General features: G+C 37.0%; 12 protein-coding genes. 2 read left to right on the top strand and 10 right to left on the bottom strand.

Annotated elements, in window-relative coordinates:
* Positions 1-113: 113 nt before the first annotated feature.
* The 4 genes from frr to rpsB all read right to left on the bottom strand — a co-directional run bounded on the left by frr (position 114) and on the right by rpsB (position 3,298).
* Complete coding sequence (gene frr / locus IGJ93_RS05120) at positions 114-671, bottom strand: ribosome recycling factor (protein ID WP_067484213.1); 558 nt, start codon at positions 669-671, stop codon at positions 114-116.
* Positions 672-673: 2 nt separating this feature from the next.
* Positions 674-1,396: a UMP kinase gene (pyrH, locus tag IGJ93_RS05115; RefSeq protein ID WP_067484211.1), complete on the bottom strand. Its 723-nt coding sequence runs from the start codon at positions 1,394-1,396 to the stop codon at positions 674-676.
* Between the two features lie 137 nt (positions 1,397-1,533).
* Positions 1,534-2,415, bottom strand: coding sequence for a translation elongation factor Ts (gene tsf / locus IGJ93_RS05110; RefSeq protein ID WP_067484209.1), 882 nt, complete (start codon positions 2,413-2,415; stop codon positions 1,534-1,536).
* A 100-nt stretch (positions 2,416-2,515) separates the two neighbouring features.
* Positions 2,516-3,298, bottom strand: a complete 783-nt coding sequence (gene rpsB, locus IGJ93_RS05105) for a 30S ribosomal protein S2 (RefSeq protein ID WP_067484207.1) — start codon at positions 3,296-3,298, stop codon at positions 2,516-2,518.
* Positions 3,299-3,655: 357 nt separating this feature from the next.
* On the opposite strand from rpsB, the gene IGJ93_RS05100 reads away from it, so the two are divergent.
* Positions 3,656-4,126 carry an arginine repressor gene (locus tag IGJ93_RS05100; RefSeq protein ID WP_067484205.1) on the top strand — a complete coding sequence of 157 codons (471 nt, stop codon included), beginning with the start codon at positions 3,656-3,658 and terminating at the stop codon, positions 4,124-4,126.
* A gap of 94 nt (positions 4,127-4,220) precedes the next feature.
* Here IGJ93_RS05100 and argS read toward each other — a convergent pair whose 3' ends face one another.
* From argS to arcA, 4 genes are all read right to left on the bottom strand, one after another.
* On the bottom strand, positions 4,221-5,912 hold the full coding sequence (gene argS, locus IGJ93_RS05095; RefSeq protein WP_067484203.1) for an arginine--tRNA ligase: 1,692 nt from the start codon (positions 5,910-5,912) through the stop codon (positions 4,221-4,223).
* A 442-nt stretch (positions 5,913-6,354) separates the two neighbouring features.
* Entirely contained in the window at positions 6,355-7,302 is a 948-nt protein-coding gene (gene arcC / locus IGJ93_RS05090; protein ID WP_067484201.1) for a carbamate kinase, read from the bottom strand.
* 101 nt (positions 7,303-7,403) lie between these two features.
* Complete coding sequence (argF, locus tag IGJ93_RS05085) at positions 7,404-8,423, bottom strand: ornithine carbamoyltransferase (protein ID WP_067484199.1); 1,020 nt, start codon at positions 8,421-8,423, stop codon at positions 7,404-7,406.
* 116 nt (positions 8,424-8,539) lie between these two features.
* A complete protein-coding gene (gene arcA / locus IGJ93_RS05080; RefSeq protein WP_067484197.1) occupies positions 8,540-9,769 on the bottom strand; it encodes an arginine deiminase in 1,230 nt (409 codons plus the stop codon).
* A 471-nt stretch (positions 9,770-10,240) separates the two neighbouring features.
* On the opposite strand from arcA, the gene IGJ93_RS05075 reads away from it, so the two are divergent.
* Positions 10,241-10,951: a Crp/Fnr family transcriptional regulator gene (locus tag IGJ93_RS05075; RefSeq protein ID WP_067484195.1), complete on the top strand. Its 711-nt coding sequence runs from the start codon at positions 10,241-10,243 to the stop codon at positions 10,949-10,951.
* Between the two features lie 307 nt (positions 10,952-11,258).
* On the opposite strand, the gene tsaD is transcribed toward IGJ93_RS05075, so the two are convergent.
* Together tsaD and rimI are read right to left on the bottom strand one after the other, a co-directional pair.
* Positions 11,259-12,269 carry a tRNA (adenosine(37)-N6)-threonylcarbamoyltransferase complex transferase subunit TsaD gene (tsaD, locus tag IGJ93_RS05070; RefSeq protein ID WP_067484193.1) on the bottom strand — a complete coding sequence of 337 codons (1,011 nt, stop codon included), beginning with the start codon at positions 12,267-12,269 and terminating at the stop codon, positions 11,259-11,261.
* Positions 12,266-12,733 (bottom strand): ribosomal protein S18-alanine N-acetyltransferase, encoded by a 468-nt coding sequence (gene rimI, locus IGJ93_RS05065; protein ID WP_067484420.1) that lies wholly within the window; start codon positions 12,731-12,733, stop codon positions 12,266-12,268. The genes tsaD and rimI overlap by 4 nt, the downstream gene beginning before the upstream one ends.
* Position 12,734 lies beyond the last annotated feature (1 nt).

Below are 12,734 nucleotides of genomic sequence, written 5' to 3'. Positions count from 1 at the left end.
TGATTTTTTCCAAAAAATTTGTTTGTTTTTTTGAAAATTTTTAAGTTTCCACCAAAAAAGGAGTAGCAAAATCAGTACTGATTTTGCTACTCCTTTTGAAAAAGCTAGGAAGATTAAACTTCTAATAATTCTTTTTCTTTTTCGCCAGCGATTTTATCTAGTTCTTTAATGCTGTCATCAGTCAAAGCTTGAACATCTTTTTCTAGTCCGCGCAAGTCATCTTCCGTAATGTCACCATTTTTTTGTTGTTTTTTGTATGCATCCATTGCATCACGACGAATATTACGAATAGCGATTTTTGCATTTTCAGACTCTTTTTTTACATCTTTCGCTAATTCTTTACGACGTTCTTCCGTTAATTGTGGAATAACTAAACGGATAACATTTCCATCATTCGTTGGGCTGATACCGATATCACTTGCCATGATTGCCTTCTCCACATCTTGAAGAATACTTTTATCAAAAGGCGTGATCATCAATACACGTGCTTCTGGAATTTGGATTGATGCCATTTGGTTCAATGGTGTTGGTGCACCGTAGTAATTAACTGTGATTCGGTCTAATAAACTTGCATTCGCGCGCCCAGCACGGATTTGTCCAAGTTCACGTTGTAAACTTTGCGCTGCTTTTTCCATTCTCTCTTTTGCTTCTGCCATAATTGCATCTGCCATTTTTATTTCCCCCTTACGGTAGTTCCAATATTTTCACCTAAAATTGCTCGGCGAATATTTCCATGTTCATTTAGATTGAAGACAACTAATGGGATATCATTATCCATACTTAATGAGCTTGCTGTTGAATCCATTACTTGCAATCCTTTAGCAATAACTTCCAAGTGAGTTAGTTCTTCAAACTTAACTGCATTTGCATCAATTTTTGGATCTGCAGAATAAACACCGTCTACATTGTTTTTAGCCATTAAAATAACATCAGCACCAATTTCAGCTGCGCGCAACGCTGCTGTTGTGTCTGTTGAGAAGTAAGGATTACCTGTACCACCAGCAAAAATAACAATTCTGCCTTTTTCTAAATGACGTTCTGCTTTACGACGAATGTATGGTTCTGCGATTTGACGCATTTCGATCGAAGTTTGTACACGTGTCGGTACACCAACGTTTTCTAATGTATCTTGTAAGGCTAAAGCGTTCATAACAGTCGCTAACATGCCCATGTAATCAGCTTGTGCACGTTCCATACCCATTTGAGCACCCGTTTGTCCGCGCCAGATGTTTCCGCCTCCTACAACGATTGCCATTTCAACGCCTAACTCGTGGACTTCTTTGATTTCTTGAATAATTTCTTTAATGACTGGAGGTTTAATCCCAAATCCTTCATCTCCAGCTAAAGCTTCACCACTTAATTTTAAGACTACACGTTGATATTTTGGTGTGACCATGTTCATTCCTCCAATGTTTTCTATTGCCATTTTACCATAATTAGTTGATTTAGCCATTAAATGCTTACATTTTTTGGCATTTGCCTAAAAAAAGGGAGCGCACAATAGTGTGCGTTCCCATCTGTTATTCAACAGAATTATTTTTTCACTTGGCTCATAACTTCTTCTACAAAGTTATCTTCACGTTTTTCGATACCTTCGCCAACTTCAAAACGAACAAATGATTGAACAGTTGCGCCTTTAGAAGCTACAAATTTTTCAACAGTCATGTCAGGATCTTTAACGAAAGGTTGGTCAACCAAAGCGATTTCTGCTTTGAATTTCTTCAAGCGGCCTTCCACCATTTTGTCAACGATGTTAGCAGGTTTACCTTCGTTTAATGCTTGTTCAGTTAGAACAGTTTTTTCATGTTCTAATTCTTCAGCAGGAATTTGTGATTCGTTTACATAACGAGGATTGATAGCAGCAACGTGCATAGCAACGTCACGAGCAACTGAATCATCAGTTGTGCCATCTAAAACTGTCAATACAGCGATACGTCCACCCATGTGTAAGTAACCACCGAATGCAGCGTTATCTTCTTTTTCAACTACTTCAAAACGACGGAAGCTGATTTTTTCACCGATAACTTGTGTAGCTTCGATTAATTCAGATTCAATTGTGCCTTTTTCAGTTTTGATTTGCATTGCAGCTTCCATGTCAGCTGGTTTGTGTTCAGCAACTAATTCTGCAATTTCTTTTACTAAGTCTTGGAACATTTCATTTTTAGAAACGAAGTCAGTTTCTGAGTTAACTTCAACGATTGCTGCAGTGTTCCCTTTAACAGCAACTGCTGCTAAACCTTCAGCTGCAATACGGTCATTTTTCTTAGCTGCTTTAGCCATTCCTTTTTCGCGTAAAAGATCAACTGCTTTTTCAATATCGCCTTCTACTTCTACTAATGCTTTTTTCGCATCCATCATACCTACGCCAGTCATGTCGCGTAGTTCTTTTACCATTTTAGCTGTAACGTCTGCCATTTTATAGTCCTCCTAAGTAGTGTTTTTCTTTAAAAAAAGCTGTTTCAAAGGAGAGTGAGGCTTGTCGCCTAGCCTTTGAAACAGCTCCATCATTCAAAAATTATTCTGCTGAAGAGTTGTCGCCTTCAACGACATCAACGATTTCTTCGATTGATGTTGCATTGTTTTCTGCTACAAAATCTTCTTCAACCACTTGGTCTTCACCTTGGTTTCCTTCGATAAATGCATCAGCCATTTTTGAAGTGATCAATTTAACGGCACGAATTGCATCGTCGTTTGAAGGGATTACTACGTCGATTTCATCTGGATCGCAGTTTGTATCAACCATAGCTACGATTGGGATATTTAATTTATGAGCTTCTTGAACAGCAATACGTTCTTTACGAGGGTCAACGATGTACATTACATCTGGGATTCTTGGCATATCAGCGATACCACCTAAGAATTTTTCAAGACGTTCGCGCTCTTTGTTCAAACCAGCAACTTCTTTTTTAGGTAGAACTTCAAAAGTTCCATCAGCTTCCATTGCATTGATTTGTTTCAAGCGGCTAATACGTTTTTGGATTGTATCCCAGTTAGTTAAAGTTCCACCTAACCAACGGTGGTTTACAAAGTATTGACCTGCACGAGTTGCTTCTTCTTTGATTGCTTCTTGTGCTTGTTTTTTAGTACCTACGAATAATGCTACGCCGCCTTCTTCAGCAACGTTTTTCATGTAGTCATAAGCTGCATCTACTAATTTAACTGTTTTTTGTAAGTCAATAATGTAGATACCGTTTCTTTCTGTGAAGATATATTTCTTCATTTTTGGGTTCCAGCGACGTGTTTGGTGACCAAAGTGTACGCCGGCTTCTAGTAATTGTTTCATAGAAATTACTGCCATTTTGTGTTTCCTCCAATTAGGTTTTTTATTTTCCTCTTCTTGTCTTCAAACTTGCCAGCAAACTTTTGCAAGCACCTACTGACAATCCAACAAAAATGTGGATTTATTGATGCAAAAAGCATCCTTAGTTATTATACAGATAAATTTTACCTATAGCAATAAGAAAAAGAGTTTTCTGCTCAACATTCATTAGTTTAACGGAACAATTTGTTTTTTTCAAGTAAAATTCTTATTTTCACTTGAATTTTCTGTTCTCCATCTTCTCTAACTCTTTTGATTCAAAAAAGAAAATGCGGGTGGGCAATTTTAACTTTTTTTGTTATGATACGGATGAAATCTTTTGTAAAGGAGAAAACGATGCGAAAAGCCGACCGACATTTATTGATTAAACAAATTATTGAAGAGTTTCCCATTCGAACACAAGAAGATTTATTAACTAGATTAGGTGACTATCAGGTAACTGCAACGCAAGCAACAATTTCTCGCGACATCCGTGATTTGAAAATCGTTAAGGTACCTGATGCTGATGGTCTTCCCCGTTTTGTTTTATTTCATGGTGAAGACGATGACGAAACAAAAAATGAAGAAGAACAACGCTTAATTCGGATGATTGAAGAAATCGTACTAAAAGTCGAACGTGTCCACTTTTTGACAATTATCGGTACTTTACCAGACAATGCGCATTTATTTGCTTCCATTTTAGATGATATCAAGCCACCACACATGCTCAGCACGATTGCCGGATTTGACACGGTCATCGTCCTTTCTGAATCAGAAGAAGATGCAAAAAAAATTGAACTGTATTTTAAAGAGCACTTATTACATTGATAACTATAAAATAAAAAAAGCAACAGACTTCAAACTTTTCATTTGAGTCTGCTGCTTTTTATTTTTGTCTTTAACTAAACGGAATCCGTTTCAATTACATTTTGTCTGGTGCGTGTAAACCAAGTAAACGTAAATCTTCTTTTAATAGAACAGCTACTGCATAAACTAATGCTAAACGAGATTCTTTTTGACCATCATCAGCCAAAATCTTTGTATGTGCATAGTATTTGTTAAATGCTTGAGCTAATTTGATTGCATGTTTTGCAATAATTGAAGGCTCATATTTTTCACCAGCAGATAAAACAGTTTCTGGATATTTTTGAACCAACTTGATTACTTCCCAACTGCTATCATCATTTAGTGCATAATGTGCATCAGCTGATGGAACAAAGTTTGCTTTTTCTAGCAAGCTCATTGCACGAGCATGTGTGTATTGAACGTACGGACCTGTTTCACCTTCGAAACGTACAACCTCTTCTAAGTTGAAGTCAAATGTATTCAAACGATCATTTTTCAAATCATGGAAAATTACTGCACCAACCCCAACTTGTTTGGCAACAATGTCTTTGTTTTCCAAGTCTGGATTTTTTTCACTGATTTGTTCTTTTGCAGAATCGATTGCTTCGTTTAATACTTCTTCAAGTAAAACGATTTTCCCTTTACGTGTTGATAATTTTTTACCACCTTGAGTAATCAAGCCAAATGGGATGTGGTGCATTTCATCTGACCAGTCAAAACCAAGTTCTTTCAAGACAGCTTTTAATTGTTTGAAGTGATAACTTTGTTCATTCCCAACAACATATAGTGATTGGGCAAAATCATACGTACGTTTGCGGTAAAGTGCCGCAGCTAAGTCACGAGTGATATACAGTGTCGCGCCATCTGATTTTTTGATCAAAGCAGGATTTAAATCGTAACTAGCTAAATCAACGATTTCTGCACCTTTGTCTTCTTTTAATAGGTGTTTTTCTTCTAAAAGTTCAACGACTTCGTCCATCTTATCGTTGTAGAATGCCTCACCGTTCAATGAATCAAAACGAACTTCTAATAAATCATAGATTTTATTGAATTCTTTCATTGATTCATCACGGAACCATTGCCATAATTCAATAGCTTCTGTGTCGCCTTCTTCTAAGCGTTTAAACCATGAACGTGCTTCATCATTTAATTCTGGCTCAGTTTCAGCTACTTCATGGAACTTCACGTAAAGACGCAATAATTCATTGATTGGCTCAGCTTTGACTGCTTCTTCTGACCCCCACTTTTTATAGGCAACGATCAATTTACCAAATTGAGTTCCCCAGTCACCTAAGTGATTGATTCGAATGGGTTGATACCCAATTTTTTCTAAAATAAACCCAATGGAGTTTCCAATAACTGTTGAACGTAGATGTCCCATTGAGATTGGTTTTGCAATATTTGGTGAGGACATGTCGATTGGTACTGTACCTTGATTGCCAATTGTGCTATCACCATAATGTGCTTGTTGTTCAACTACTGCTTCAAGTACAGCTTGACTGATTGCTTCTTTGTTCATAAAGAAGTTTAAATAAGGTCCAACAACTTCAATTTTTTCAAAGTTTTCTGGTGCAATTTTTTCAGCTAAATCTGCTGCAATCTGTTGTGGTGCTTTACGGTAGATTTTCGCCAATGAAAAAGCTGGAAAAGCGACGTCACCATGATCCGCTGATTTTGGATTTTCTAATAATTGTTGTACTTGTTCAAGTGTCAAGTCGTCTTTCACTACATCATAAACGGCTTTTGCAACTAAGTCTTTGTTATTCATCTAAGTTCCTCCTAAATTTTCCATGATTGTTGAAGACAATAAAAAAAGTCCCTAGCAATCACAATCACTGTGATTACTAGAGACGAGATTACCCGCGGTACCACTCCAGTTGTCTTATACATCAAGACCTACTCAATCTGCTATCGGTAGATGACCGTCCGCTTTGATTAACTCAAAGACAGAAATTCTCCAAGTGCGCTTCGTTGTGTCTTCTTCATTCGGCTCCCACCAATCATCCGAACTCGCTCAGCAAGAATCAGCACAAGTACTCTCTTGTTCAACAAATCATAAAAGTATTAAACTGCTTTGAATTATAGCAGAAAAAAACATTTCTGGCTAGCTCCTTTATAAAAAAAACTGCCCAGATGGTCTAAAGGAGAAGAAACTCCACCTGGGCAAGAATAGCTATAAATCATTTCGTTTACACGAAAGACTTAACAAATTAATCAGCAACAACAATCGTTCCTTCTTCAGAAGCTAGTAAGTTTTCAATGTTTTCTAAAGAAGTGATGATTGCTTTTGCATTTGGTCGAGCTTCTACAAATTGAATAGCTGCTTCAACTTTTGGCAGCATGCTACCAGGAGCAAATTGATCTTCACTGATATATTGTTTCATTTCTGAAATAGTTACAGTTTCCAATTTCTTTTGGTCCGGTTTTTGATAGTTCACATAAACATTGTCCACACCAGTTAAAACAATCAATAAATCGGCATCAATGATTTCTGCCAATTTTTCTGAAGCAAAGTCTTTATCGATTACCGCTTCGCGACCTTCTAAACCAGTGGCTGTTTCAACTACCGGAATACCACCGCCACCAACAGAAACAGTAACTACGCCTTGATCAACCAATGCTTCAATTACACGTGCTTCTTTGATTGAAATTGGTTTTGGCGAAGCAACTACTTTACGCCAACCACGACCAGCATCTTCCTTAAACGTTACGTTTGAATCTGCTTTCATTTGTGCAGTAGCTTCCTCTTCTGAATAGAACGGACCAATTGGTTTTGTTGGGTTTTTGAAAGACGGATCGTTTTCATCTACGATAACTTGCGTGACTAAAGATACAACATCTTTATCAATTCCTTTTTGTTTCAATACTTCACCCATTGCATTTTGTAACCAATAACCAATAGAACCTTCAGTCATTGCAACACAAGTGTCTAATGGCATCGCTGGTGTTTTTTCAGAATCAGCTGCTTGTTGTTGGATCAATAAGTTACCGACTTGTGGACCATTCCCATGAGAAATAATCAACTCGTCACCTTGTTCAATAAATTTTACTAAGTATTTTGCTGTTTCCATCAATGCTTCTTGTTGTGCTTTTGCACTTGCATCAGTTGATAAAATTGCGTTACCGCCTAAAGCGACAACAACTTTTCGATTTGCCATATTATTCGCCCTTTCTTCAGACAATGTTAATCAATGACAAAACGAGGCAGCAAGTACTTGCGTCCTCTGCCTCGTTTTGTACATGAGATGAATGTGGTTTATTAAACGCGAGGGATAAACAAGTTGCCTAATGTTGCAGCCATAATTGCTTTAATTGAGTGCATACGGTTTTCAGCTTGTTCAAATTGACGTGCATATTTGCTGCGGAAGACTTCATCAGTTACTTCCATTTCAGTAATACCGAAGCGTTCTTTCATTTGTTCACCATACACAGTGTTTGTGTCATGGAATGCTGGTAAGCAATGCAAGAAGATCAAGCGATCTGTGTTATGTGTTTTTTCAACCATTTCCATGTTGATTTGGTAAGGTTTCAACAATTTGATACGTTCTTCAAATTTGTCTTCTTCACCCATTGATACCCATACGTCTGAATAAAGTACGTCAACGCCGTCAACACCTTTATCAACATCGTCAGTAATCATTAGTTTTGCACCTGATTTAGCTGCAAAGCCTTCTGCTAATTTCACGATTTCTTCTTCTGGTTGTAGTTCTTTTGGTGCAACGATACGCATATTTGTTCCTAAAATAGCACCAGTTACTAATAATGAGTTTGCCATGTTGTTACGGCCATCACCACAGTAAGCAACAGTGATTCCTTCAACTTTTCCGAAGTTTTCTTGGATGGTTAAGAAATCGGCGATCATTTGTGTTGGATGCCATTCGTCAGTTAAACCATTCCAAACTGGAACACCTGAGAATTCAGCAAGTTCTTCAACCATTTTTTGGCTGAAGCCACGGAATTCAATACCGTCAAACATACTACCCAAGACTTTAGCTGTATCTTCTGTTGATTCTTTTTTACCTAATTGAATATCATTTGCACCTAAGTATTCTGGATGAGCGCCTAAGTCAACAGCTGCAGTTGTAAAAGCTGCACGTGTACGTGTAGAAGTTTTTTCAAATAATAAGGCAATGTTTTTGCCTTCTAAATAATGATGTGGAATTCCACGTTTTTTCAAATCTTTTAAATGTTGAGAGAAATCAATTAAATATTGTAACTCTTCTTTAGTAAAATCTTTTTCTGCTAATAAGCTTCTTCCTTGAAATACTGATTCTTTCATAATAAAACATTCTCCTTTAGTTTGTTTTTATAATTTAAGACGGAATTTCATTGATTTAAGAGGAAATTCCAGCGACAGCTGACAGTAGAGTAGGACCGTCGCTGGAATACTCAAACTTATTTCAAATCTTCACGTACAAGCGGTTGGCTCATGCAACGTGGACCACCACGGCCACGAGACAATTCACTTGAATTGATTTCCAACACTTTGATGCCGTAGCTTCTTAGTAATTCATTTGATACATAGTTACGGTTATAAGTGACAACCACACCTGGTGCAATAGCTAAAGTATTTGAGCCATCATTCCATTGTTCACGTGGAGCAACGATTGCATCGCCATTACCAGTTGGGATCAAGACTAGATCATCTAATCCTAAAGCATCTTTCAATGTTGCATGTAGATCATCAGAATGAGTGATCTTGATGTCATCACCATCTGGAACGATTGTAAAGACATCGATTTTTCCGTTTTTACTTTGAATAGCTGGATGAATTGTGAATTTATCATAGTCAACCATGGTAAACACTGTATCCAAATGCATCATGGCACGATTATTCGGAATCTTGATTGCTAGCACTTTTTCAAATCCTGAATTTTTAGCAAATAAGCGACGTGCCATTGTTTCCAAAGCTTTCGCGTTGGTTCTTTGTGAAATCCCTACTGCGACAACTTTATCACTTAAGACTAATTCATCTCCGCCTTCAATGTGTTCAGTAGTATCACGATCTAACCAAACTTCAACACCTTTATTTGCAAAGCGTGGGTGATGGTTCAAAATATATTCCGTGAACATTGACTCACGACGACGTGCTTCAAAAGTCATACGGTTTACAGTCATCCCATTTCCGATTGATGCGGATGGATCTCTTGTAAAGTATAGGTTTGGCATTGGATCCATGTAGAATGGATATTCATCGTCTGCTGACAAGTCGTACAAACTGTTTGAACGAACTTCGATGTCTTTCGTACGAACACCTGCCATAATTTTATCTACCATTTCTTGTGTTTCCATTGATAGAAGGAACTCATGAAGACCATCTCTCACAGCATTTGATGCAATGTGCGATTCGTCTAACATTTTGTTTAGGAATTGCTCTTTCACATTGCCTGCATCAATTGCTTCTGCAGCGAGTTTTTCTAAATAAAGTGTTTCAACGCCTTCATTTTGTAACGTCTTAGCAAATAAGTCATGTTCCTCTTGAGCAATCGGAAGATACGGAATGTCATCAAATAATAGACGGTCCATAATATCTGGTGTCAAGTTTTCAACTTCCTGTCCAGGCCGTTTTAATAAAACGGTTTTTAACTTCCCTATTTCAGAGAAAACGTGAATTGGTTTATCCATGTTGTGTTGCCTCCTTCGTTTTGATTACATGTATAGAATACCGTCATTTTGTAACCCTTTTCATAATTTCTTTGCATTCAAAACGAGAGATTCTTCACGTTAATATTCCGTTATTAAATAATTAAACGTTTTTCTTCATTTTATTAAGTTTTATTCATTCTTTACAGACAAAAACACTCGAAAAAAAATATTTATTCATGAAAAAAATATTTCTGAATATAAAAAAATTATTGAATTAATAGCGTTGTTAGCGTTTACTTATGTATTAATTGCATTTTTTATGCAATATATTATAAACAAATCGCCTAATATTCATTTAAGCTGATTATTAATGAATATTTTTTCTTTAATAACAAAAAATTTTTTTACTCTACCAAAACTGCTTATAATTATCGTTATTTCTTTATCTTTACAAATCAAGTGAAAAACGGGACAATAGTAGTAGTGAAGAAATAAGGAGAGAGGTTTGACATGCGAATAACTAAAATTGATTACCATTTTTCCAAGTTAAGATACCAACCAGACTTCATGCATTTTACTGACGAAGAATTTCAATTGATTAAGGAACATACCGTCCTTCGTTCCTACAAAAAGGGCCAAATCCTTTTTGATGAAGGCGACGAGCGTCAACGCTTTTATATTTTAACGAAAGGACTCGTTCGTCTTGAACGCTATGATGAAAGTGCCACTTATTACTATTATGACTATGTAAATGCAAACACATTATTTCCTATGGCGGGAATTTTTGAAGCACAAGCTTACGCTTACACCGCACAAGCAATGACGGATATTGATACATTTTACTTACCTGTTAGCTTTTATGAAAAACTTGCGCGAAATAATTCTGAACAATTGATTGCACTTATCCATAAAATTTCAAAAGTTGTCGAGATGCACGAATTACGAATTCAAATTGGATTAACTTCCAGCGCCTTTGATCGAGTGAAGCAAAATTTATTTATTTTAAAAGAAGAACTTGGTGTTCCAACAGAAGATGGACACATTTGTATCCCCTACCCAATCACTTTAAAAGAGTTAGCTGTTAATAGCGGAACTACCAGAGAAACTGCTGGACAAGTCATCAAACAATTACGTGACAGCGGGTTACTTGATTATCGAAAAAAACAATTTACCTTTTGCAAAACAGCTGTAACTCCTGCATTGCGAGATGCTAATGAGTAAAAGAAAAAAGGAGATGCGACAAAATGTCGCATCTCCTTTTTTCTAATAAGCGGTATTTTCAAAGAAACTTCTTCAGTAATAAGTCCTCTTTTCACAAAAATATGGAAAGCTGTTCTTAGAAAAGATTCCTTATTACTTAAAGCTAAACGTTTTGCGCCATAGGCTTATCCTCTGTGTTCAAGAAATAACTTCTTCAAAATAAGTCTAACTTACTCAAAAATTCGAGAAACAATTTCTGGGAATTTATCCTTATTTGCTCGAGCTGGGCATTTCCTCTACAATCTCTTCTTTACCTAGCAAGCCGTTTTTACAAAACCAAGCTAGGATTTGCATTCAATTGCAAATCAGCAGCGGTTCCCTTTTGCCGTTCAACATGGGCTGCTGCCCCAATCATCGCTGCATTATCCCCACATAAACGCAGTGGTGGGATAATCAATTCAACTTCTGGCAATTCTTTCGCTAAAGCTGTCGCTAATCCTTCACGAAGCCCTTGATTAGCAGCAACGCCCCCAGCAACAACTAATTGTTTCACTGGAAATTCTTTACATGCTCGTAATGTTTTGGTCACTAGCACTTCAACAACACTTGCTTGAAAGCTAGCCGCTAAGTCATTTTTATCTAGCTCTTCCCCACGCTGTTCTGCATTATGAACTAAGTTGATGAACGCACTTTTCAATCCACTAAAACTAAAATCATAGTTTGCTTCATGGATCATCGCCCTTGGAAAATGATAATTATCTTTTCCATGATGCGCTAATTCATCAATTTCTTTTCCACTTGGATAACTTAACCCGAGGACGCGTCCAACTTTATCATACGCTTCACCAGCTGCATCATCCCGTGTTTCCCCAATAATTTCATAAGAACCATCTTCTTGCATATAAACCAGTTCCGTATGCCCACCACTAACTAGCAAGGCGATTAGCGGAAATTCAAATGGTTTAACAAAGCGTGCAGCATAGATATGACCTGCCATGTGATTAACGGGGACCAAAGGTAAGTTATTTGCCCATGCAAATGCTTTAGCAGCAGAAATACCAATTAATAAAGAACCAACTAATCCTGGTCCGTAAGTAACTGCGACCGCTGAAAGTTCAGCTACTGTTACCTCCGCTTCAGCCAAAGCTTCATCTATACAAAGTGTGATTTGTTCTACGTGGTGTCTACTAGCAACTTCTGGTACAACGCCACCAAATCGTTTATGACTATTTATTTGTGATGCGACAATATTCGACAAGATTTTCGTGCCATTTTCTACAACAGCAACACTTGTTTCGTCACAACTTGATTCAATCGCAAGAATCAATTCTCTATTCATTTCATCGTCTCCGTCTTTAACTTGGTACTCATAATAAAGGCATCTTCTACCGGTTGTTGGTAATAAGATTTACGAATACCCAATACTCGAAATTTTTCTGATTCATACAGACATTTTGCCCGTTCATTTGATTTACGAACTTCTAGAAAAACTTGAAACACATCATTTGCTTTTTCTTGCTGAATTAATGCTTTCAGTAATTGTCGTGCATGACCTTTTCCTTGTGAGGTTAAATTTACTGCAATATTGGTAATTTCAACTTCATCAACCACACGGCTAAAACCTAAGAAGCCAACGATTTCGTTTGCTTCAATCGCTATCAAATAATCTGTATGAGGTTGCTGTAAATCTGTTAAAAATTGTGTTTTTGTCCATGGTGAACCGTGTGTATATGCCTGATTACTAATCAACCAGAGTTTTTCTGCCAAGTCATTGTAATCAAATGCTGCTTTTTGATAAATCAAC

Origin of the sequence: Enterococcus sp. DIV0174, from assembly GCF_050529065.1 — a bacterium.
GTDB lineage: Bacteria > Bacillota > Bacilli > Lactobacillales > Enterococcaceae > Enterococcus_B > Enterococcus_B thailandicus.
Note: the sequence above shows the minus strand (reverse complement) of the source record. Positions and strands in the feature narration are given on the sequence as shown.